The following is a 22,407-nucleotide window of genomic DNA, read 5'->3' as shown; positions in this document are numbered from 1 at the left end:
CGAAGCTGAGTCCCGGACGAGAGCCGAGGAAAGGCGTGACACTGACATGACGGTGGTGCGGGAGGCGGCCACGATCCCTGTCACCGCAGTGGACTGAGCCCGCTCCGGTCGACTTCCACGACCGGTCCCACCCTGAGCGGCCTCGGCAACGAATCCTACCTATCCTATCGATCATGAGCTGTTGCACTCCGTCCTCAGGCCGGCCCTCCGCCGCGGCGCCCACGCCGGTTCCCGGCATGGGAGGGCATGCGATCGAACAGGTTCCGGTGCCCGGCCAGACCTTCGCGATGGGGGATGCGCATGACGACGGCGTACGGGGTGACGGCGAACAGCCGGTGCACGAGGTGCGGATCCCGCCGTTCACCATCGACGCCACCTCGGTGACGGTCGCCGACTTCCGCGCGTTCGTGGACGCCACCGGCTTCCGTACCGACGCCGAGCGGTTCGGCTGGTCGGCGGTGTTCCACCTGGCCGTCACCGACCCGGACCGGGTGGCCGGCCGGATGCACGGCACGCCGTGGTGGCTCGGTGTCGAGGGCGCCGACTGGGCGCACCCCGGCGGACCGTCCGGCACCGCCGCCGACGACCACCCTGTCGTGCACGTGAGCTGGCAGGATGCCGAGTCTTACTGCGCCTGGGCGGGCCGCCGGCTGCCGTCGGAGGCGCAGTGGGAGGCCGCCGCGCGGGGTGGACTGCCCTCGAAGCGGTTTCCATGGGGTGACGAGTTGCCGGCCGAGGGCCACGCGCTCAACATCTGGCAGGGCGAGTTCCCGCTGCGCAACACCGCCGACGACGGCTGGGTGACCACGGCTCCGGTGCGGTCCTTCGAGCCCAACGCGTACGGCCTGTGGCAGCCGGTCGGCAACGTGTGGGAGTGGTGCGCCGACTGGTTCTCGCCGGTCTACTACGCACAGTCGCCGGTGGACGATCCGCGCGGGCCCGCGACCGGCTCGGCCAAGGTCATCCGCGGTGGCTCGTACCTGTGCCACGACTCGTACTGCAACCGCTACCGCAACGCCGCCCGCTCGTCCAACACGCCCGACTCGTCGACCGGGAACACGGGGTTCCGCACGGTCGCGGCATGACCCTGGCCGGTCAGAAAAAATCTTGGCGAAACGGTTGGCACTCCGGGTCGGGCAGTGCTAAAAAATGTCTTGTCGGACCTGGTCAGAGAGAAATGGCCACCGACCTCGGCGAGAGTTGTCAGCCGAGCGCCACGTGCCGCCGGACGGTCCGGCGGCCGCATTGAGGAGGCTGATCGTGGTGCTGACTTTCGATCCTTTCCGCGAGTTCGACCGCCTGGCCGACCGGATGCTGGGCGTCCCCGCAGTCGCCGGCGGCCCCGCCGCCGTGGCGATGCCGATGGACCTGTACCGGTCCGGTGACCACTTCGTCCTGCACTGTGACCTGGCCGGCATCGACCCGGGCTCGGTCAACGTCGACGTGGACGGCCGCGTCCTCACCATCCGGGCCGAGCGCTCCGCGCGCACCGACGCCGACGTGCAGTGGCTGCGCCGCGAGCGGGTCACCGGCACGTTCGAGCGGCGCCTCACCCTCGGCGACGGCCTCGACCTGGCCCACATCGACGCGACCTGGCAGGACGGCGTGCTCACCGTGACCATCCCGGTGGCCGAGGCCGCCAAGCCGCGCCGCATCGAGATCGCCACCGGCCGCGCTCCCGCATTGACCCCCTCGGAGCAGCCCACCACCATCGAGGGCGACACGACTTCTCCCAAGTCGCTCGCGAAGTGAGGACGAGTTCACCCGAGTCGCTCGCGAAGTGAGGACAAGCCGGGCCGGCGGTGCGCCGGCCCGGTATCTCTGCCCCGCCAGACGGTCAGGAGATCGGCCACCGCGGCCGTTGCCGTCCGGCAGAGCGGTACGAGAGGGTTGCGGCTCCCCGTCGGTGACCACCCGGAGCCCGCCTTGACCCACCGTTCGTACCTGCGGACCGCGGCTGTCGCCGCTCTCGTCTTCATCGGCGCCGTCTTCACGTTCTTTAGCACGACGCCCGCCGGATTCACCGGAACGGTGATGTCCTCGCTGCTGGCACTCGCCTGGTTGACCGCCTGCTGCAGCCTGGCCGGTCTGGCGCTGGCCTCGATCCGCCGCTGAGCGGGACGAGTTGCGGCGGCAGGTGCCAGAACTCGTCAAGACCTCAGTCGGCGTCGGCCGGCCGCAGACCGGTGAACAACATGCCGGGCCGGCGGAGTTCGAACGCGGCGACGAAGCCACCGAGGTCGAACATCAGATCCACTGAAGCGCACGCGAACGTCTCGGCGGCGGCTCGAGCCGATCGGTTGCTCCCGCGCAGCCGCTGCGCACGCGCGCCGGCCACGAGACCCAAGGCCATCGGCACCGCGAGTAGGCCGCGACCGCCGAAGCGCGGAACGAGCACCATGCCGACCGCTGCGGCCGCTGTCGCCAGAGTGAAGGCGTTCACCACAGGGCGCCTGTGGCCCGGGTGGATCGTGCACAGCCATTGTTCGGAGCGCCCGTAGGTGAAGAGTCGTCGGCACGCCGTGGTCAGGGAGTCCGTGCTGGCGTGGTCGTGTATGACGACCGTCTCCGGGTCGCACACGGTGGTGTACCCGGCATCGAACATCTTGATGCCGAGGTCGACGTCCTCGCCGCCGACAATCGTGAGGCTCTCCGACGGAAAGCCACCCACCTCTTCGAAGACCTTTCGGCGCACCGCCAGGTTGGTCGTCGTCGCCCAGGTCACCGTCGCCCGCCGCCGAGGACGTTCCAGGTCGTCGTTGAGCAGCTTGGACCAGCGCATGAACCGGTACGTCGGCGCGTCACTGTGCTCCACGAAGGTCGGACCCGCCACACCACCTACGGAGGGGCCCGCGTCGCGCAGCGTCTTGATGTGGCGTTCGAAGATCTCCGGGGGAACCCTGCAGTCGGAATCGGTGAACAGAATGAGATCGTATCGGGCCTGCGCGACGCCCAGGTTGCGTTTGGCGCCGACGTGGCGAGGACCGGTCACGTACCTCGCGCCGAACTCCTCGCAGTTGAGCTGGTGACTCGCAGCATCGGCCGGATCGGAGTCGTCGACGACGAGCACCTCCGCGGGCTCGGGACTGCGATCCATGGCCGCGCGCAGCGAGGCCAGCTGCGCACGCATCTGCGGTACCCGGCCCTTGACCGGGACGACGACCGACATCCCGCGTTCGTGCTCTACTGCGGACACGCATCCTCCTGAAGTTGACGTTCTTCGGACGGCTGACGGGGGCCGCGATGCGCGACCCCCATGTAATGCAGGACGTTGCGGGTCAATGCCTGGATACCGGGATCGGCGCCGAGCGCTCCGGGATAGTTGGTGGCTCCGGCATTGAAGACGATTCCGCCGGCCGGGCGTTCCCACAGGATCAGGTCGGCTCCGTACCCGGCCTTCACGCCCCAGTGGGCAACGAAGCGTGGGCCATGGTCGGCGTGCCCGAGAATGGTGAGCCCTTCGGGATCGAGGGCCGGTTTGCCCAGTGCCTGTGGCAGTCCGTCCATTTCGTAACCGCTGACCGCCGGCCCGTCGTGCGACCGGGTGCCGATGAACGCATCATCCTGCAGCGGAACCTTCTCCGGTTCCCGCATGAGGAAGTGGGCGGGCATATGGATGGTGAAGGGCGCGTAGGCCGTCTCGTCGCCGCTGTCGATCCACCCCAGCGTCTCCAGCCCGAGCAGTTCGCTCGGCGGCCGGCCCAGGTGTGACCATTGGCCGCCGGGGTTGCCGTCGGTGTGCCAGCGTTCTGCCCACCGCTCGGGTGGCAGCCAGACATCGTCCAGCGAGGTCTTGCGGGTCTCGAGAACCTTCGTCTGCGGGTCGTAACTGACCCGCCAGAAGGCCGTGTTGCCGCTGAGACCGAGTACCTTTCCGCCGCCGCGCAGGTAGGTCTCGACACCGTCGCGCATGCGGTCGGTCCAGTATTCGTTGTGGCCGACGATCATCAGAGCCGCGAACCGGTCGAGCAGGGCCGGCTCGGCGTCGAGCTCGGCATCGGTGATGCATTCATAGGCGTACCCTTGCTCGGCGAGCCAGGCCTCGGTCTGACGCTCCGGCCGCACCAGGTGCTGGTGCAGCGTCGCGTCGCGCAGATGCGTCCGGTGCCGGAACGGCTGGACGCGCGGAAGCGGCATTCGCATGCCAAGGTTGAAGAACAATCGTCCGCCTACGTTCCGGGTGTACGCCGAGGACATGAGCCCAGGGACGTGTACGCCGTCGGTGGCTCGGCGGGCGTAGGCGGTCCACGTGAACGTCGCGAAGAGCAGGGCCACCGACCGGGGGCGACGCGGCGCCGGCCGCACCACGACGAACGGCAGCTCTACCGGATCGTCGGCGCCGGCCAAGGTCACCCGGACGTAGTAGGTACCGCTGTCAGCATTCTCCGGGACGACGAGTTCGGCTGCCGCGGGCCACTCGCAGTCGACCAGGTCGTCGGAGGAGAACCGGATACAGCCGCCACGCCGGGGATCGGCGTCAGGGTCGTAACCGGGCCGGCCCGCGGCCGGGGAGGAAGGCGGACCGGGAAGATTGAGGACGGGCGCGTTGACCAGGACGCCGGTGAAACCGTTCCCGCCGACGTCGTGGATTCGCGTGCCCCTCCTTTCGCGGAGCGGCCAATGGGCGACCAACGACTCCCGCCCCACTTCGACGAGGGGAGCCGCCGCGCGATTCTTCGTCAGCGCCAAGACCTCGTCAGCGTTCAGCGGCCGGGAGAACAGCGCCACATCGCTCACGTCACCATCGAGGAAGTGATCCGCTACGCCGCTCTCGCCCGCGGCGCCGATACGCAGCGGCTGACCGGTGGCTCCTCCCGGCCGGGCCGCGCGGCCTTCACCAGCGACAGTACCGTCCACCCACAGGCGGACCCGGTCGTCGTCGATCGTCGCGGTGAGGTGGACCCACTGCTCCAGCCGTCGCCGTAAACTCACCTCGGCGAAACACCAGAAGACGCGGTCATGAAGAGCCCCGTCACCCGCATAACAGCGAGGCCTGCCGTCGGCATCGACCCCCAAGGCCCAGCTGCACCGTCCGGGATAGTTCATCTGGCCGATGATCGCGGCCCAGCTGGATGTCTCCGTTGTGGCTGGCAGACCTCCGAGCCGTACCCACGCGGAGATGGTGGCGGGCCGGTCGATGCCGGGATCGTCCATCCACGCGTACGAACCTGGATGGACGTCGTGCCGGGCGGCGCCCGCCGAGGCGAGCGATGCCAGCCACCGCACGTCCGTGCGGTCGCCGTCGTCGTCCGGCTCCGGCCGTACCAGTGCCCTGTGGCCGAGCTTGCCCACGGCGATCTCGTATGCCGCCGGTGCGTTCAGATGGATACGCAAGACCTCCCCCGGTCTCACACCCAGCGGATCGACGTATCCGGCCAGACCCGCCACCCGAACGGGGCGATGAGCCGGACGCTCCACCACGGACGCCGCGGCGGCACGAAGGTTCCACGCGTCATCCGCGGCGGACGGGTGTGTACCTGCTGCCATGGCTCTTTCCTCTTGATTCGTATGACGGCACGGTCGGCGTCACCGTCGCCGACCGCGGACTCGATACCGCTGCGTCGCTGATGTCCCGCAGTACCTCGGCAATCGCCACGGCGAGATCAAGGTCGTCCGGGTCCCTGTCGCCCGGAGCGCCCCGGAGCAGGTCGACGAACTCCCGGACCTGCCGGTCGAGCGGCAGCTCGCCGGACACCTCGACCGGTACGCCGTTGACTCGTAGCCGATGGCCGGCGAAGTCGTCGTACACGAGAGAATCTCCGTCGGCGGTGGTGACCGACAGCCGATGTGTCTTCTCCTCCACCGTGTTGGCGAGCTCGAGGCGCACCGAGGTGGCGCCCGCACGAAGGTCGGCGGTCCATTCCTCACTGCCTGGTCCGTGAACCCGGCACTGTGCGTGCTGGACCGTCATCGGGACGGTACGCACGAGATCGAGCACCATGGCGAGGTCGTGGGGGCCGTAGTCCCACAGCGCGTTGCAGTCGGCCCGGATCGGGCCGTTCCCGCCGGCAACACAACGGATCTCTTGGATGGCACGGCCGCGGATGAGTCGGCGGAGCTCCTGATACGCCGGTGCACGCAGGTGCTGATGGCCGACGAGCGTGGGTGTGCCGTTGCGCCGGGCTTGGGAGCGCAGACGTACCGTGCCGGGCAGATCGGACGTCAACGGCTTCTCCACCAGGACCGGGAGTCCCCGGTTCAGGATTCCGGTCACGATGGGCTCATGGGTCGATGCCGGCGAGGCCACGATGATGCCGTGCACGCGAGCCGATGCCACCAGTGCAGCCGGAGTCGGCCACCGCACCGGGCCGGGTGGCCCCGGTCCGCCGCGGCCCGCCGTGTCAGAGACCGTCACCTCCGATTCCGTCCACAGCCGGCCGATGGTGGCGAGGTAACGCGAACCCCACCGTCCGGTGCCGATCAAGCCGATCCGGAGCTGCTTGGCGGGGTTCACAGGTAGGTGTCCTGCGCCCAGCCGAAGAATCTGCGCAGTCCGTCGGTGAATTCGACGTTCGGCTCATATCCCAGATGCTGGTAGGCCTTGGTCAGATCGGGGCAGCGCCGCATGGGCTCGCTGGCCGGGTATGTGTCGGGGTAGTCGACGAGCTGGTGCCGTAGCCCGGACATCGGGATCTGCTCGCGCACCGCGGCGACCAGATCGACCATGGAAATTTCCGGCGTTGCCGAGCCGATGTTGTACGCCTCACCCGAGCGCCCGTGTAGCAGCGCCAGAAGCACGCCTCTGATGGCGTCGGTGACGTAACAGAAGGTGCGTGTCTGGCGGCCGTCGCCGTAGATGTTGACCACCCGACCGGACACCAGGCATTCCGCGATGTTCGGCATGACCCGATAGTCGGTGCGCTGCAATCCCGGTCCGTAGATGTTGAACGGCCGCACGATGACGGCCTCCACGCCGTAGTTCTCGTGGAAGACTCGCAGCAGCGTTTCCCCGAAACGCTTGGACTCGTCGTAGCAGCTCCGCGGGCCGAGGCAGGAGACGTTGCCGTTGTAGTCCTCGCTGGTCGGGACGTGCTGCGCGTCCGGGTCGCCGTAGATTTCCGAGGACGACATGAACAGCAGTTTCGCCCCGTGAACCTGCGCCAGTTCCAGCATCGTACGGAGCCCTCGGCTGGAGACGTCCATGGTCTCCAGCGGGAACTTGCGGTAGTAGTGGGGACTCGCGATGCCGGCTGCGTGGACGATGTAGTCAACGCTGGCGGACAACTCGAAGGGTTCGGACACATCGCGCTCGACGAAGGTGATGTGTGGGTCACCCTGCAACCCGTCCGGCCTCTTGCCGGAGGTCAGGCAGTTGTCCATAGCTGTCACCCGGCAGGGTTCCGCGAGGGTCGTGGTGTTCACGTGACGGAAGAACGCGACGAGGTAGCGGCCCAGGAAACCGTTCGCCCCGGTGATCAGGACCCGACGTCCGGCGAACAGGTGCACGTTGTCACCCAGCGCCGAAACAAGTTCCCGGATGTCGTCCTCAAGTAGGTATGCCATCAGTTGCCGCTCCTGTGCTCGTCAGCCGGTGAGTGCACGGACCTGGGGGTTGATCCAATTGCCCACCCAGTCGCCGTGGCGGGCCACAATCGAGTCGTAGAAGTTCCACGCGAACACGAGGCACCAGAATCCCTTGCCGGACACCGCCATCAGGTGGTCGGAACCGACGACGGGAATATGGGTGCCGGGGGTGTACAACCCGCGCTTGAGGGGACTGTCGTCGACGACGAACTCGACGTCGTCACGGTCCAGGCCGAGGGCGTACATCATCGTGGTGAGTTTCGCTGGAGCCCCGTACCCGCAAAAGCGAGCGCCTTCGCTACGCAGGGCGGCCAGGTGTGTACGGAGCTCGGAAGCGCGCGCGGCGATGTGTTTCCGGAGGGCCGAGTAGGTCTCGGGGACAAAAAGTCCTGCCGAGATCTCCCGCTCCACCAGTTCCGCTATCCGGGCACTCACGGGTCGTGGCTCGGCCGACACGTACACCCGGATCGATCCGCCGTGAGCGCGGACCCGCTGTACATCGAACAGGGTCATGCCCAAGCGGGCGAAGAATCCGATGAGCGGACGAACAGCATGGTAGGAGAGGTGTTCGTGGTAGATGGTGTCGAACAATCCCTGCTCGACGACGTCGAGAAGGTAGGACACCTCAAAAATGAAGACGCCGTCCGGTGCGAGCAGGTCACCGACGCTCAGAGCCGTGTGTTCCAGATCCTCGATATGGGCAAAGACGTTGTTCGCCGTCACGAGTTGAGCCGGACCGAGCTCGGCGCGCAACGCCTGAGCAACCCGCCGGTCGAAGTAGTCGTTGGTCGTGGGGATGCCGCGAGCGACCGCGGCGGCGGCGATCCTGCCGGCCGGTTCCACGCCATGAACCCGGGTCGAGCCATTCTCGAGAAATTGGGCCAGAAGCGTGCCGTCGTTGGAGCCGATGTCGACCACTAGCGAGTCCGGGCCCAATCTCGCGATCTCTGCCGCCTGGCGGGCGTATTCGGCGAAGTGGGCGACGAAGACAGGTGAGGTTCCGGAGACGTAGACGTAGTCGTCGAACAGGCGCGTCGGGTCGACGACGGCCCCGAGTTGCAGGTGCCCGCAGTCCGCGGCGGCACAGAGCTGCAGGTCGAGTGGGAAGATGTCCTGCCGGGCGGGCCGCACGAGGAATTCGTTGGCACAGGGTGTCGGCGGCAGGGACATGACGATGTTGTCGGCGGTGTCGCTTCCGCACAGGGCGCAGACCCGGCGATGAACGACCGCACTCATGAAAGTGGGCCCCCGGCGGGCGAGGACCGCCGGCCGGAACCGTTGACCTCGTAGGTGAACGCACCCGCTGTTTCGGACCACACCACCGAGAAGAGCGGCTCGACCCGCACCACATCACTCTCGTGGGACACGTGGTCCCGCAGGTTGCGCGCGAAAGTCATGAAGGTGGTCGGTACCGGGAAATACATGACATGTTCCACCATCGGCGGCGTGAAGAACAACTGCCCGGCGTGGAACTCGGACACCTCCGGGAGTGCGGTGCTGCCGGACGGTCGCCACCCGTAAACCACGGTGCCGGAGGTGACGAACGAATAATGCCAGTCGGTCTTGTGGTAATGGTTGGCCCGTAGGGAACCGGCATTGCTCTCGATCCAGGCCGCCGAGGTGAACCTCTTGAGAAGGACGTTCAAGATCCTTCCCGAAGAATTGACGAACGGTTCGTCGAGCGGCACCAGAGGGGTGTCAGGATACTTCTCCTCGTCGACCAGCCTGGTGTACTCGGAATGCGTGAATTCTGATGTCGGTCGACCCATTGAATGTCCTCCATGATTTCGCATCGTCTCCACCTTGACGCTCGACCCGTGTTTCGCGCTGTCGAAAGATCGACCTGTACATCGATCACGCACCATGGCCGCCCGCGTAAATTCGCCGTCGGCATTCCGCGACATCGCGGCTGGACAGCCATCGCCCAGGCGCTGCACCGCCACGGCCTGATCCATGGCCGCCCCTGACCGCTCTGCTTCACTTATCCGATCCGCAAACCGTGGCCTTGCCGGGGTTGTGGCGAAGAGGTAAGCCGGATCACTGCGGCCCGCGATTCGGTCCGAGGTCGGCGCGCGCCGACCGGCATCGAGTCAATAGGCTCGTGAAAATCGACGCCAGCCTTGCCGGCTCGTTATGCGGCGTTCCTCGGGAACCAATGCAAGACCAGGGTGCGCGGCGCTATGGCAGCACCAAAAAGTGGCGCTGCGCTGGCAGCGCACAGATGATCAATCCCCCGTTCCGCTGTCTACATCCACCAGCGGCGATCGCTTGACGATCTCCCTGGGGCAGGATGCTACGCCGGATCCGCCGCGCGAGTCCAGCCCATTTTTTGGTTATCGGATCCTCCAACTCACTGTGCCCATGCTTCCTTCCAGGAAGTTTGCGCCAGGTGGCTAGTGAGAGGACGGTGGGAGCGCTATCCCATAGTCGCTGATAAATGGGAAGGTCATGCCCATCGGAGTACGCGTCGTGCGACAATGCCGCCGCAGACCGGCTGCGTCTAGAGGTAGGCCGCGGATCGCCTGCACCTGCGTGGTAGTCAGTGCCGGCGGCCGCTTGCCGGGATTGCCGAATCCAACATGGACGGTGAAGTGGCGGCGCACTTGCCAGCAGTTCTCGCTGGGATGGACGTGCACGCTCTCCTTTGTTACATTCGGGATCATGAGTGTGAGCGGGGGAACTTGCGGATGGACGTGGATAATGCCTGATCGTGGCGCATCGCGGCAGACCATCGCCGATCCCGATTGACGTATCACGTGATGACGTACCTACATCTGCCGACTTCCGGTCGCAGCCCTCGGTGTACCTGATCGTGTGGTTCCCGATGAAATCTTCCGAGTGACGGCTCGTACCGAAACTTTCGAAAAAGATTCCGGGAATTTCTTCAGCTATCCGTGAACAATCGAGAGCGGAGAAACCTGTGCCGGAAACGGCGACATCGTCCCCCATCAACGGAAATGCCTCCCTCAGTGTTGCGCTCCACATCGGAAGCGACGTCATCGCCCATGGTCTCGAGGCTGTCCTGCAGCAGATCGCGGATGTCCGCTCCGTGCTCCGTGTGGATCTTCGCTCACTGCCCGGCCTCATCGCGGACGACGAGATAGATGTCCTGGTCGTCTCCTTCGATCTGTGGTCCGACCTCGAGGGGATCTGGGACCCCACCGCCCATCGCACCAAGATTCTCGTCACCGGCAGCGATCTGCACACCCGAGAGATCGAGTCCTTCAGCTCCCTCCCCGTGGACGGGTTCCTCGCTCTCGAGTACATCTCGGCGGAACGTCTCAACGACACGCTCAGCCGACTGGTGAACGGGGAAGTCCCCCTGCCGTCCGAATTGGCCTACAGGCTGTTGAACGAGGCGTATCCGGTGGTGACCCGCCGGAGCCGCGCTCATGTGGAACTCACCGCCCGGGAGAAACAGACGCTGGCGCTGCTCGTGAAAGGGCTGAGCAACAAACAGATCGCCCGAGGTCTCGGCATTTCCACGCATGGGGCGAAGCGGCTGGTCACCGCGATACTTCTTAAAATGGGTGTACCCAACAGGACTGCGGCTGCAGTGCAGGCGATCGACTCCGGCCTCATCCCGGAGCGGTCGACCGGGGATATCTGATAGCTGGAACCAATGAAGTGACGGTCCGGATCGCGGTCCGTCACCGCGCAACTCCTTTCGTCTCTTGAGGTGTGATGGCCACTCAGATATCCGTCATCGAAACGTTTAGCACGTTGTTCGCCGGCGAGCCGCGCGAGGACGCGGTGGCTCCGGCTGAGACGGTTCCTCAATCGCGCAAAGACGAATACCTCAACGACCTGGCTGACGTGCACGGTCTCGATAGACCTGTCGCTCTCTCCGCTATGACATCGCGCTCCTATGGTGAGATGGCGGCCACAGCCCTCGAAGGGTGTGGTGCGGGATCCGAACACATCGATGTGATCGTCCTCGCCTACGCGAACACCGAGTTCTTCGTCCCGAAAGGTGCGAGCTCGTTCCTGTCCGAGGAATTTCCGTCGGCGAAGTTGGTTTACGCCGTCACGGATCAGGGAAAGCTGGCCCCTTTCACCGCGCTGAAACTCGCGCACTGTCACCTGCACGAGGAAGAGTGCGAAAGGGCGGCCGTCGTCGCGATCGAGCAGCGCGCCGTACCTCTGGTCGGCGACCACGTCTCCGGCAAACCCGAAGTTGATGCTGCCGCGGCGATCCTCCTGTCGCGAGATGTCTGCGCCACTGGTGTAGAAAAGCCGAGCGTTGCTTTGCGAAAGGTTGGCGGGCAGGCTGAACTCGGTCCGCTGGTGAGAGAGATGCTGCGGATCGGGACAGCAGAACTGGACGGCGACCCCCTCATCGTCATCGGCGAGCGCATACCGGGAGGCGAGGCCGCTTCCTTCTCATCCCGTATCCACCGGGCGGAAGCCGGCCGTGTTTGCACCGGAGTGTGGGAGACGCTCGACCGGAGTCTGCGAGGCGACGGCGGGTATTCCGGGCCCGTGCTGGTCATGGAATACGACCCGATACTGGATCAACTCGGTGTGGCGTCGATGATCGTTCCGTAGCGCCTTCACGCCGTTCACACGTGTGCCGCGACCAGGTAACTACGGGGCAGATCCGGCAGGTTGGCCGGGTTGGCGGCGGAGGACCAGCGGCCGTACTCGGCGCCCGGCCGGCCGGGTTCGGTCACGACGTCCACGGTCCAGCCGTTGTCCGCCAGGAAGCCCCCCGGGTCGTCCGTGCCGAACCGCCAAGGACTGTTCGCGTCTTCGAGCTTGCGCAGGAAGGATTTCATGTACGGGAAGCGGTAGATACCGGTCCCGATCAGGTCGACCGACAGGCGGCTGCCGGGCGCGGAAAGCTTCGCGGCGCGGCGTACCACGTCGTCAGCCAGTTTTTTCGGCAGGTAGAACAGCACCCCCTCGGTGAACCACAGCGTCGGCACCTGGGGGTCGTGGCCCGCCGCCGCCAGTGCCGCGTCCCAGTCGTCGCCGAGGTCCACCGGAACCGTCCGCAGGTCGCACCGCGGTACGGCGTCAGCCCTGTCGAGGACGGCTCGCTTGTAGGAGAGGACAGTCGGCTGGTCCACCTCGTACACGGTGGTCCCGGCCGGCCACGCGAGGCGGTAGGCGCGGGTGTCGAGACCCGCGCCGAGCCCAACCACCTGTACCAGCCCAGCGGCCAGGCCTTCCCCGATGGTGTCGTCGAACCAGCGCGTGCGGATCGGCAGGAAGGGATTGCCCTCGTCGGAGGCTCGTGAGGTGTGGAAATGCCGAAGGAGTTCGGCGCCCTCCGGGCCGGCGAGCAACGAGGCGTAGGGATCGTCGAACAGCCTGTCGGGGCGTGCACTCTCACGGGCTCTGGCAGCAGCCGTCCACCGTGCGGTCTCGCCGACTCCGTTCATCTTGTCTTCGCCCATGGGCAAGCAATGTAACGACCGACCGGCACCGGCAGAATCTCCATACTCCGGCATACCTGATCCGGCAGGGCCTTTGGGACACCCAATGGGGACTGGCCTGCCGCTACGCGCCCGACAGAAGCTTGCAACGCCAGCAAGATTCGAGAGAAGAGGACGCGTGATGCAGCCGCGAACGGTGGACGACGTACCAACGGTGATCGCACAGGAGATGGGGCGCGTCCTGTCCGGCGATCCGCTCGACCTCCACCGGGACTTCTTCCTTGCCGGGGGCGACTCGGTGCGCGCCGTGGAGTTGATCACGCGCCTGGGCGAGCGCTTCAGCGACGGTACGGAAGAGGCCAGCGCCCGCCTGTGTTCGGCACTCCTGCTCGCCGTGTTCGAGGACGCGACACCGGAGGCGCTGGCCGCGGTCGTGCGTGAGCACCTCTGAACGGAGAGCGACCTCTATGACCGGTTCCGATTGGTCGGTCCGGGAGATCGCCGACGCCGTGGCCACCCGCCGGATCTCCGCGACGGAGATTCTCGCGGAGGCCCTCACCCGTATCGACCGCTGCAACAAGGAGTTATGCCTGGTCGTCACGATCGACGAGCGGGCCCGGCGGTGGGCGCGCGAGGCCGACGACGCCGTACTGCGCGGTGAGTCGCTCGGTCCGCTGCACGGCGTTCCGCTGACAGTGAAGGACAGCTTCTCCACGCAGGGTCTGCGCACCACCGCGGGGTCCCGCGCTCTCGCCGCCAACATCCCCGGCCGTGACGCCGACGCCGTGGCCGCGCTCAGAGCGGCTGGCGGCATCGTGTTCGCCAAGACCAACCTGGCGGAGAACTGCGGTGACCTTCAATCCGCAAACCCCCTGTTCGGGGCGGCTGCCAACCCTTGGGATCCGCGGTACACCACCGGCGGCTCGTCGGGCGGCTCCGCCGGAGCGGTCGCCGCCCGGTTCTGTGCCGCCGACCTGGGTTCCGACATCGCGGGATCGATCAGGATCCCGGCCGCCGCCTGCGGGGTCTACGGGCACCGGCCGAGCTACGGCATCGTTCCGATCCGCGGTCACCATCCCCCTTACCAGCCGATCGAACCGGATCTCGCGGTGGCGGGTCCGCTGGCGTCCACGCCCGGAGACCTTTCCGTGCTCCTCGACCTTCTGGTCGGCCCGAGCCAGGCGGACAGACCGGCCTGGCGGGTGGAGCTGCCGCCCGCCAGGACCGTACGGCGGGCGGCGATCTGGCCGGACGATCCGTACTGCCCGGTCGACGCCGAGATCCGTGCCGCCCTGGAAGACGTGGCCGGGGTACTGGAAGCCGACGGGGTGCCCGTAGAGCAGACCCGGCCGTCCGGCATCCGGCTGGACGAGAGTGACCAGGTGGGCCGCAGGTTGCTCGCCTCCGTGGCGCTGCAGGACTACAGTGCCGCGGACATCGCCGCCATCAACTCCGCTGAGCGCGTGCCGGGTGACGGCCTCGGCGCGCAGTATGTCGCACAGAGTTACCGGGACTGGATGCAGGCGCACGCCCGGCGCGAGAGGTTGCGGGCGCGGTGGCAGTCGTTTTTCACGCACTTCGACGCTCTGCTCCTACCCGTCGTCCCCTCCCTGGTCGGCCCCCACGACACCCGCCCGTTCGCCGAGCGAACCCTGACGGTCGACGGTGCTCCGCGCCCGTACTGGGATCAGATGGTGTGGGCCAATCTGACGGGCCTGGCCGGCCTCCCGACCACGGTCGTCCCTGTGTGCCGCGACAGCCGCGGCCTGCCTATCGGCATCGCGGTCGTCGGCCCCTACCTGGAGGACCGTACGCCGCTGTCGCTCGCTCAGCGGCTGTACGAACTGCTCGAACCTCTCGGGCCCCCATGGGTCCGGTATGGCAATGCAGCCAGCTCTGTCGGGCGGGCACCTGGAGTTAGCCGTGACCGTGTCACCACGTCAGATTCTTCCCAAGTCAATCCACTTCCCCGAATGTGAATGGCTGGATCGGAGGACCATCCATGCACGCAATCGTCATCGCTGGTGGGAAAGGCACCCGGTTAGGGCCACTGACAGCCGAGACCCCTAAGGCGCTGATGAGGTTCGGCGAATTCACCCTGCTGGAGATAACGCTGCTCCGTCTGCGGGAAGCCGGTGCCGAGCGGGTCACCCTTTGCGTCTCCCACCTGGGCGAGATGATAAGGCAGGTGATCGGCTCAGGCGACGCCCTGGGGATCGCCGTCGAGTACTGCCACGACCCGGTTCCGCTGGGCACCGCTGGTCCGTTGCGGCAGGTACCGCACTGGGACGAGCCGGCACTGGTGATGAACTGCGACATCCTCACGGGTCTCGACTTCGGTCGCCTGTACAGGTCGCACGTCGACTCCGGGGCAAGGCTGACGGTCGCGACCCAACGCCGTCACGTGGTCGTCCCGTTCGGAGTGATCGAGCTCTCCGAGACCGGCCATGAGGTGCGTGCCATCAGGGAGAAGCCGTCGCTGTCCTTCGACGTATCGGCGGGTATCTACGTCGTCGACCCGAAGGCCAAGGACCTGATACCGATGCAGGAGCCGACGGACATGCCCGCCCTGATGCGTGCGCTCCTCGAAGAGGGACACCCCGTCCAGGCGAGTTCGTTCACCGATGTCTGGCACGACATCGGCACCCCTGCGGGATACCAGGCCGCGCAACGGGACTTCGCCACCGACCCCACCGCCTACCTCATGCCGAAGTTCGCGACCCCGCAGCCACGAGCGGATGACCTGCTCATTTCTTCTCCACTCAGCCCCGAGAACATGAAGGCGAGGACATAGTGGTCGTCGGACCTGACAAGGACTCCGCGTATGTGGCGGTGATCGGCCTGGGATACGTGGGCCTGCCGCTCGCCGCGTCGCTCGCCGCAGCTGGTACCCGGGTGGTCGGGATCGACACCGACGCCCGCGTACGCGACGCTGCCCGAGCCGGCCGGCCCCTCCTGCGGGAGCCGGGCATACCCCAGCTGCTCGCCGGCTTGGACGAGAGGCGACTCACCTTCAGCGACAAGCTGCCGGACGAGCCACCGCGAGCCGTCATCGTGTGTGTCGGCACCTCGCCGGACACCGGCAGCGACCAGCCCAACCTGCGGCATGTGGAGGCGGCCATCGACATGATCGCGCCGTCGGTCACCGACGACTGCGTCGTGATCGTCCGCAGCACCGTGCCGGTCGGCACCTGCCGCAAGGTCGTGCTGCCCCGGCTGCGGGCGCTCACACCGAGGCCACTGCTCGCGTTCTGCCCCGAGCGCACCATCCAGGGAACCTCGCTCGCGGAACTGCACTCGCTGCCGCAGATCGTCGGCGGCCTCGACGAGCGTTCCGCCGCAGCGGCGAGCGAGTTGCTCGCTCCCGTCATGCCGGACCGGGTCACCGTCTCCAGCCTGGAGGCCGCCGAGCTGGTGAAGCTGGTGTGCAACGCGCACACCGACCTCATCTACGGGTTCGGCAACGAGATCGCCCTGATCGCGGAGGGCCACGCGCTCGACGCCAACGAGGTGATCGGCGCCGCCAATCTGCGCTATCCCCGCCCGGACATCTCGCGGCCCGGCTTCGTCGGCGGAAGCTGCCTGGTCAAGGATCCGTTCATGCTGATGCAGGCGGCCCGGCAGGCCGGCCACCACGCCCCGATGGTGGCCGCTGCCCGGGAGATCAACGAACTGGTGCCGCGGCACGTGGTCGCCAGGGCCGTCACCGAGCTCGAGCGCCGCGGGCGCTCTCTCGCCGACGCCACGGTCCTGGTGTGTGGCATCGCCTACAAAGGACGACCGGAGACCGACGACGTACGCGGATCGGCCGCCGCTGTCGTCCAGGCCCAGCTGGCCGGCCGGGTGGCGCGGCTGCTCGGCCACGACTTCGTCGTCGCGCCCGAGCGCATCGCCGCCATGGGCCTGCATCCCACCAGCCTTTCCGACGGACTCCGCACGGCGGACGTGGTGCTGCTCCTGAGTGACCACCCGCGGTACGTTCGCGACGACATCGCGGCATCGTTGGCCTCGGCCCCGGTGGTCTTCGACATGTGGGGGCTCTGGCAGGAGCCGCTCGCCGATGCGGCCGGCATCGCCTACCTGAGGCTGGGCCGTGGCTGAACACGCACTCATCACCGGCGGCGCGGGGTTCATCGGTGCTCATCTGGCGCGCAGGCTGCTCGACGAGGGTGTCGAGGTCACCCTGATCGACGACTTCTCCCGAGGACAGCGCGATGCCACCTTGGCCGATCTTGAAAGCCATGCCCGGCTCGTCTGCCACGACCTGACCCGGCCGATCCCCGCCGAGACGCTCCCGGCACGTGTGGACACCGTCTACCACCTGGCCGCCGTCGTCGGCGTCCAGCGTACCCAAGACGCTCCCGGGCGGGTCCTGCGCACCAATGTGCTGGCCGCGACCCACCTGTTCGATTGGTGCGACCTGACCCGCCCCGACACCGTGTTCCTCAGCTCCACCAGCGAATTCGCGGACGGCGCCGCCCACCTGGGGGCGGCCACCTTCCCGACGTCCGAGGAAGTGCCGTTCGTGCTGACCGAGCCGCACGCGCCGCGGGCCAGCTACGCGCTGAGCAAGGCTGTCGCCGAGAACATGTTGCTGTACCGCGCCGACCGGCTGCGCGTACGTATCGGGCGCTACTTCAATGTCTACGGACCGCGCATGGGCCACTCGCACGTCATCCCGCAGTTCGTTGGCCGCGTCCTGGACGGCGAGGACCCCTTCCGGGTCTACGGAGGCGAGCCGAGCCGTGCCTTCTGCCATGTCGACGACGCGGTGGCGGCCACCGTCGCCCTGACCCGGCTGCCGGACCCGGGGCCGGTGATCGCCAACATCGGCGACGACACACAGGAGATCCGGATCGCGGACCTGGCCCGGCTGTTGCTGGAGATCTCCGGGGTCTCTCCGCGTCTCGAGTTCCTCGGCGCTCCCGCCAACTCGCCGGGCCGTCGACTGCCCGACCTGTCCAGGCTGCGCCGGCTACTGCCCGGGCACACACCCGTGCCCCTGGAGAGCGGCCTGCGCCAGATGCTCGCCTGGTACGAGGAGGAGCGCCGCAGCCAGTCCGCCGAAGGAGTCCCGCATGGCAGTCAGTGAGACGCGGCACGAGATCGCCTTCGCCGACAACACGATCGGCCGGCCCGAGATCGACGCCGTGACGGACGTGCTCACCTCCGGTTGGCTCTCCGCCGACCGGCGGACCCGCGTCTTCGAGGAGGAGTTCGCGGCCGCTGCCGGGGTGCGGGACGCAGTCTTCGTCAGCAGCGGCACTGCGGCGCTGCACCTGGCGGTCCTCGCGCTCGGCCTTCGGCCGGGGGACGAGGTCATCATGCCGTCGCTGACCTTCGTGGCGGGAGCGGCGTGCTGCGCCCTCCACGGAGTCGTACCGGTCCTGGCCGACATCCACGGCGCGCGGGACCTCACGGTGGACCCCGCCGACATCGAGCGGCTGATCACCGAGCGCACCCGGGCCATCGTGGTCATGCACTACGGGGGATACCCGGCCTCCGTCGCACAGGTCAGGGCCCTCGCCGACCGGTACGGGCTCCCCCTCGTCGAGGATGCGGCGCACAGCCCGGTCGTCTCCACGCCCGACGGCGTGCTCGGCACCATCGGCGACATCGGCTGCTTCAGCTTCTTCGCCACCAAGAACCTGACCACCGGCGAGGGCGGCATGATCCTCGCCCGGGACGCCGAACTGCTGGCCCGCGTACGGTCGTTGCGCTCGCACTGCATCGACGGCTCCTCCCGGAGCCGTACGGCGAGCGGTTCCGCCGGATACGACGTGACCGGCATCGGCCTCAACTACCGGCCCACCGAGATGGCCGCCGCCCTCGGCTCGGTACAGCTCGGAAGGCTCGACGACGACCGGTCCCGCCGCAGCGACCTGGTCTCCCTCTACCACGGCGGTCTGGCCGGGATCAGCGGGCTGGACGTGCCGTTCGCCGGGTACCAGGGCGCCTCGGCCCACCATCTGCTGCCCGTGCTCCTGCCCGAGGGCAGCGACCGGGAACGGATCAGGCAGCGGCTGCGCGCGGCGGGAGTACCCACTTCCGTGCACTATCCGCCGACGCATCTGATGACGTACTACCAGGACGACCCGGACGGTCTGCGTGCCGGCGCCATCCCGCGCGAACGGCTCGTACGCACCGAGTCGGTCGCACCCAGGTTGCTGTCGCTGCCGCTGCACGCTCGTCTCGGCGATGACGACGTGGCGTACGTCGTGGACCAGTTGGCCGACATTCTCGCGGGGGAGTGAGCCAGGTGGAGATCACCACGACCGACCGCCGTCTTCACCGCGCCGGACTTCCCGTCGTGGCGCTCGGCGTGAACCATCACCCCTCGGCCGCCGGCTGCCGGTGGTGGGTGGACTGGGACGAGGACGCCCTTCGGGCCGACTTCGGGCGCATGGCCGGAGCGGGTCTGAACTCCGTGCGGCTCTTCCTCTTCTGGCGCGACTTCATGCCCACGGAACACGCGGTGGACTCCGAGGTGCTCGCCCGTCTGGACGCCGCCGTCCGCGCGGCCGGAGAAGCGGGTCTGTCCTGCGTTCTGTCGCTTCTGACCATATGGATGAACGGCCAGCGCCTCGACCTGCCCTGGCGGCGGGGGCGCAGTGTGTGGCGCGATCCGGATTTGCTCGTCGCCGAGGAGGCGTACGCGCGAGCCGTGGCCAAGACCGCGCACGCCCACGGCAATGTTCTCGCTTACGACCTCGGCGACGAGCTGTGGAACATCGACGAGGCCGACGCGCTCTCCCTGACCGAGGAGGAGGTCGCCGGCTGGTACCGGCGGCTCGCCGACGCCCTTCGCGCGGAGGCGCCCGGCGCACTCGTGATGCAGGCCAACGACCCGTCGGCGGTGTTCGGCGGCGGGCCGTACGGCTGCGACAACCAGCGGGAGCTCGATCTGATCGCCCTGCACGGGTTCCCGCCGTGGGCGCCCGGCGGGATCGAATCGACGCTGTCGTACAAGGCGACAAACCTGCCGTCGTTCCTGGCCGCCGTCGGCTCGGCCTACGGCCCGGTTCTCATCGACGAACTGGGCAGCTACGGCGTGCACACCGGCACGGCCACGTCCTTCCTCTCGGCGGCCACCGCGTCGGTCCTCGCCAACGGCGTCGCCGGAGTGTTCGTCTGGTGCTGGCAGGACATCGCGTCGGCGGCGGAGCCGTACCGGGAACGCCCGGCCGAACGATATGTCGGGCTGCACAACCTGGAGGGCACCCCGAAACCCACCATGGGCGCCTACCGGCGGGTCATCGACCACGCCACCGTTCTCACGGCCGCGCGTGAGCCCGCCTCCGCCGCCCTCATGCTGCCGCACAGTCTGCGCGGCCAGGGCACGTCGTACCTGGACGGCGGGGGCAGCGCGGTCGCCGCCTTCCACTCCTATCTCCTGCTCAAGCGGGCCCATGTGGACGCCGACGTGGTCACCTCCGCGGGCCTCGACCACTACCGGCACGACCTCGTCATGTGCCCGGCCGCGGACCGGCTCACCCTCGACGACCTCGACGCGCTGCGGGCCCACGCCGAGCGCGGCGCCACCGTCTACCTCTCCCTCGGCGACCATCTGCACGGGCTGCCCGGCGCCGACCTCGTCGGGGCGGAGATCGTCGACTTCCGGCTCGGGGACGACGGTAAGAGCGCGCTCTGCTGGGGCGACGCGAGATGGCCGCTCCGATGGGATCCCGCGGCGATGAAACCCACCACCATGGTCGCCACCACCGGCCGGGTCCTCGCGAGTTACCCCGACGGGTCGCCCGCTCTCGTCGAGCAGACCGTCGGCCGAGGCCGTGTGCTGTTCACCAACGCACCGCTGGAGTGCCAATTCGGCGTACCCGGGCTGCTTGCGTCGAGCGGATGGCACCTCTTCTACGCACGCATCGCCGAGATCGCCCATGTGCGGCCCGCGGTGCAGTGCGATGAGCCCGATCTGGAGATCGTGCGCGGCCGCGACGGCGGGCTGGTCGTCGTCAACCACGGCGAACACCCCATCTCGGCCCAGCTGTCGAGCGCCGACACCAGTCACGCCGTCTCGCTCGGAGCCAAGGAATGGACGGTCCTGGGCCGACGGCTCCCCAGCAACGGAAGGGAGTCTGCGTCATGAAGGCAGTCGTCTACCACGGGCCCGGGAAGGTCGCAGTCGAAGAGCTGCCACAACCCCGGCTCGCCGGGCCCCGGGACGCGATCGTCGAAGTGCACCGCACCGCTCTGTGTGGCACCGACCTGCACCCCTACCGGGGCGAGACACCCTCGTTCGAGTCCGGCACGGTGCTCGGGCACGAGTTCGCCGGCGTGGTCGTCGAGGCGGGCCCACAGGTACCGTTCGCGCCCGGACAGCGGGTGTTCGCCTCCGACATCGTCGCCTGCGGCTCGTGTGCGTCCTGCGCGCACGGCATGCATTACCAATGCGTGTCGGTCGGCCTGTTCGGCTCCTCCACCCTGGTGGGTCCCGCGATCGCGGGCGGCCAGGCCGAATACGTCCGCGTTCCGTACGCGGACGTCGTTCTGTGCGCCACGCCTGACGGTGTCTCCGATGAGCAGGCACTGTTCGTCGGCGACGTCCTGAGCACGGCGTACGCGGCGGTGAGGGGAGCGCGGGTACGGCCGGGCGACGTCGTGGCGGTGGTCGGGGCGGGACCGGTCGGTGTCCTCGCGGCGGCATGTGCCCGGCTCGCCGGGGCCGCCGAAGTCGTCCTGGCCGACAGCGACGCCGGGCGGCGCGCGGGCTTCACCGGTCCCGGACGGATCGTCGCCCCCACGCGGCTCGCCCACATGACGGCTGAGCTGACCGGAGGCTGGGGAGCGCATGCCGTGATCGAGGCCGTGGGGACACCGGCTGCCCTGTCCACCGCCGTCGGGGCCGCGGCCCCCCGGGCCACCATCGCCGCGGTCGGCGTGCACCATACCGACGCCTCCTTCCCCGCGGGCCTCGCCTTCGCCCGGGAGCTGACGGTGCGCTTCGTCGTAGGCGACCCCATCGCCGTTCGCGAGCCGGTGCTCGCGCTGCTGCGCCACAAGCGCCTGGATCCGTCCGAGCTGATCAGTCATCGGCTGCCGCTGTCCGCGGCCGCCGACGCCTACGACCTGTTCGACCGCCGCGAGGCCTTCAAGGTCGTCCTCGATCCGTCCGAGGTGTGACCCGGGCGAGGTCTCGCCGAGGTTCGGAGAGCCGGCTCCCACTCGCACTCGACGTTCCAGTGTGGTGGATTGCTCTCGGCAGCTGGATGGTGCGCCGGTCACGCGCCTGAAGGGTCAGCTTCGGGTGACCCGCCTCGGCGCAGGCCGGCCCCGCACACGTCCCGACCTGCTCCCGGCGGGCAAGGGCATCGCACAAGCACGCCGTCGAGATCGGCATCGCCCGGCTCGAAGGCCCACCGCGGCGTCGCCACCGGCTACGACAGGGTTGGCCGTCCGGTTCCGGTTGCCGGCACCGCTACGACCGGCACCGCATACCTGTTCAGCGCCAAGGAAACATACCCGACGTCGCCTATGAGACAACCAT

The 22,407-nt window shown here is 68.0% G+C and carries 20 protein-coding genes; 13 read left to right on the top strand and 7 right to left on the bottom strand.

From position 1 onward, the window contains the following. Positions 1 to 173: 173 nt before the first annotated feature. The 3 genes from CLV67_RS26940 to CLV67_RS26930 all read left to right on the top strand — a co-directional run bounded on the left by CLV67_RS26940 (position 174) and on the right by CLV67_RS26930 (position 2,115). Positions 174 to 1,085, top strand: a complete 912-nt coding sequence (locus tag CLV67_RS26940) for a formylglycine-generating enzyme family protein (RefSeq protein WP_203737267.1) — start codon at positions 174 to 176, stop codon at positions 1,083 to 1,085. A gap of 175 nt (positions 1,086 to 1,260) precedes the next feature. Continuing rightward, positions 1,261 to 1,752, top strand: coding sequence for an Hsp20/alpha crystallin family protein (locus CLV67_RS26935; RefSeq protein ID WP_106323127.1), 492 nt, complete (start codon positions 1,261 to 1,263; stop codon positions 1,750 to 1,752). Between the two features lie 174 nt (positions 1,753 to 1,926). Beyond that, positions 1,927 to 2,115 (top strand): hypothetical protein, encoded by a 189-nt coding sequence (locus CLV67_RS26930; protein ID WP_106323125.1) that lies wholly within the window; start codon positions 1,927 to 1,929, stop codon positions 2,113 to 2,115. A 43-nt stretch (positions 2,116 to 2,158) separates the two neighbouring features. On the opposite strand, the gene CLV67_RS26925 is transcribed toward CLV67_RS26930, so the two are convergent. The 6 genes from CLV67_RS26925 to CLV67_RS26900 all read right to left on the bottom strand — a co-directional run bounded on the left by CLV67_RS26925 (position 2,159) and on the right by CLV67_RS26900 (position 9,479). Beyond that, positions 2,159 to 3,196 carry a glycosyltransferase family 2 protein gene (locus tag CLV67_RS26925; protein WP_146169301.1) on the bottom strand — a complete coding sequence of 346 codons (1,038 nt, stop codon included), beginning with the start codon at positions 3,194 to 3,196 and terminating at the stop codon, positions 2,159 to 2,161. Next, complete coding sequence (locus tag CLV67_RS26920; RefSeq protein ID WP_170154010.1) at positions 3,184 to 5,154, bottom strand: LamG domain-containing protein; 1,971 nt, start codon at positions 5,152 to 5,154, stop codon at positions 3,184 to 3,186. The genes CLV67_RS26925 and CLV67_RS26920 overlap by 13 nt, the downstream gene beginning before the upstream one ends. Positions 5,155 to 5,452: 298 nt before the next feature. Then, positions 5,453 to 6,454, bottom strand: coding sequence for a Gfo/Idh/MocA family oxidoreductase (locus CLV67_RS26915; protein ID WP_170154009.1), 1,002 nt, complete (start codon positions 6,452 to 6,454; stop codon positions 5,453 to 5,455). Beyond that, positions 6,451 to 7,503 (bottom strand): NAD-dependent epimerase/dehydratase family protein, encoded by a 1,053-nt coding sequence (locus CLV67_RS26910; RefSeq protein ID WP_203737271.1) that lies wholly within the window; start codon positions 7,501 to 7,503, stop codon positions 6,451 to 6,453. Before CLV67_RS26910 ends, CLV67_RS26915 begins: the two co-directional genes overlap by 4 nt. Before the next feature lie 21 nt (positions 7,504 to 7,524). Further along, complete coding sequence (locus CLV67_RS26905) at positions 7,525 to 8,760, bottom strand: class I SAM-dependent methyltransferase (protein WP_106323115.1); 1,236 nt, start codon at positions 8,758 to 8,760, stop codon at positions 7,525 to 7,527. After that, positions 8,757 to 9,479 carry a cupin domain-containing protein gene (locus CLV67_RS26900; protein ID WP_146169300.1) on the bottom strand — a complete coding sequence of 241 codons (723 nt, stop codon included), beginning with the start codon at positions 9,477 to 9,479 and terminating at the stop codon, positions 8,757 to 8,759. The genes CLV67_RS26905 and CLV67_RS26900 overlap by 4 nt, the downstream gene beginning before the upstream one ends. A gap of 965 nt (positions 9,480 to 10,444) precedes the next feature. Here CLV67_RS26900 and CLV67_RS26895 point away from each other — a divergent pair. Further along, positions 10,445 to 11,134: a helix-turn-helix transcriptional regulator gene (locus CLV67_RS26895; protein WP_170154007.1), complete on the top strand. Its 690-nt coding sequence runs from the start codon at positions 10,445 to 10,447 to the stop codon at positions 11,132 to 11,134. Positions 11,135 to 11,208: 74 nt separating this feature from the next. Next, positions 11,209 to 12,072: a beta-ketoacyl-[acyl-carrier-protein] synthase family protein gene (locus CLV67_RS26890; protein ID WP_106323109.1), complete on the top strand. Its 864-nt coding sequence runs from the start codon at positions 11,209 to 11,211 to the stop codon at positions 12,070 to 12,072. 14 nt (positions 12,073 to 12,086) lie between these two features. Here CLV67_RS26890 and CLV67_RS26885 read toward each other — a convergent pair whose 3' ends face one another. After that, complete coding sequence (locus CLV67_RS26885; protein WP_170154006.1) at positions 12,087 to 12,926, bottom strand: class I SAM-dependent methyltransferase; 840 nt, start codon at positions 12,924 to 12,926, stop codon at positions 12,087 to 12,089. Positions 12,927 to 13,086: 160 nt separating this feature from the next. On the opposite strand from CLV67_RS26885, the gene CLV67_RS26880 reads away from it, so the two are divergent. Genes CLV67_RS26880 through CLV67_RS26845 form a run of 8 tightly spaced genes read left to right on the top strand, consistent with a single transcriptional unit; the run spans position 13,087 to position 22,043 of the window. After that, positions 13,087 to 13,356, top strand: coding sequence for a phosphopantetheine-binding protein (locus tag CLV67_RS26880; protein WP_106323238.1), 270 nt, complete (start codon positions 13,087 to 13,089; stop codon positions 13,354 to 13,356). Between the two features lie 16 nt (positions 13,357 to 13,372). Further along, the gene (locus tag CLV67_RS26875) at positions 13,373 to 14,884 is read left to right on the top strand and encodes an amidase family protein (protein WP_106323105.1); all 1,512 of its coding nucleotides are present in this window, start codon (positions 13,373 to 13,375) and stop codon (positions 14,882 to 14,884) included. Between the two features lie 23 nt (positions 14,885 to 14,907). Further along, the gene (locus CLV67_RS26870) at positions 14,908 to 15,699 is read left to right on the top strand and encodes a sugar phosphate nucleotidyltransferase (RefSeq protein ID WP_106323103.1); all 792 of its coding nucleotides are present in this window, start codon (positions 14,908 to 14,910) and stop codon (positions 15,697 to 15,699) included. After that, the gene (locus CLV67_RS26865) at positions 15,699 to 17,006 is read left to right on the top strand and encodes a nucleotide sugar dehydrogenase (RefSeq protein ID WP_239166521.1); all 1,308 of its coding nucleotides are present in this window, start codon (positions 15,699 to 15,701) and stop codon (positions 17,004 to 17,006) included. The genes CLV67_RS26870 and CLV67_RS26865 overlap by 1 nt, the downstream gene beginning before the upstream one ends. Continuing rightward, complete coding sequence (locus CLV67_RS26860; RefSeq protein WP_106323101.1) at positions 16,999 to 17,997, top strand: NAD-dependent epimerase/dehydratase family protein; 999 nt, start codon at positions 16,999 to 17,001, stop codon at positions 17,995 to 17,997. Before CLV67_RS26865 ends, CLV67_RS26860 begins: the two co-directional genes overlap by 8 nt. Continuing rightward, positions 17,984 to 19,159, top strand: coding sequence for a DegT/DnrJ/EryC1/StrS family aminotransferase (locus CLV67_RS26855; RefSeq protein ID WP_106323100.1), 1,176 nt, complete (start codon positions 17,984 to 17,986; stop codon positions 19,157 to 19,159). Before CLV67_RS26860 ends, CLV67_RS26855 begins: the two co-directional genes overlap by 14 nt. A gap of 5 nt (positions 19,160 to 19,164) precedes the next feature. Then, positions 19,165 to 21,009, top strand: a complete 1,845-nt coding sequence (locus CLV67_RS26850) for a cellulase family glycosylhydrolase (RefSeq protein WP_146169299.1) — start codon at positions 19,165 to 19,167, stop codon at positions 21,007 to 21,009. Next, positions 21,006 to 22,043, top strand: coding sequence for an alcohol dehydrogenase catalytic domain-containing protein (locus CLV67_RS26845; protein ID WP_170154005.1), 1,038 nt, complete (start codon positions 21,006 to 21,008; stop codon positions 22,041 to 22,043). The genes CLV67_RS26850 and CLV67_RS26845 overlap by 4 nt, the downstream gene beginning before the upstream one ends. The last annotated feature ends 364 nt before the right edge of the window (positions 22,044 to 22,407 follow it).

Source organism: Actinoplanes italicus (genome assembly GCF_003001815.1).
Classification (GTDB): domain Bacteria; phylum Actinomycetota; class Actinomycetes; order Mycobacteriales; family Micromonosporaceae; genus Actinoplanes; species Actinoplanes italicus.
Note: the sequence above shows the minus strand (reverse complement) of the source record. Positions and strands in the feature narration are given on the sequence as shown.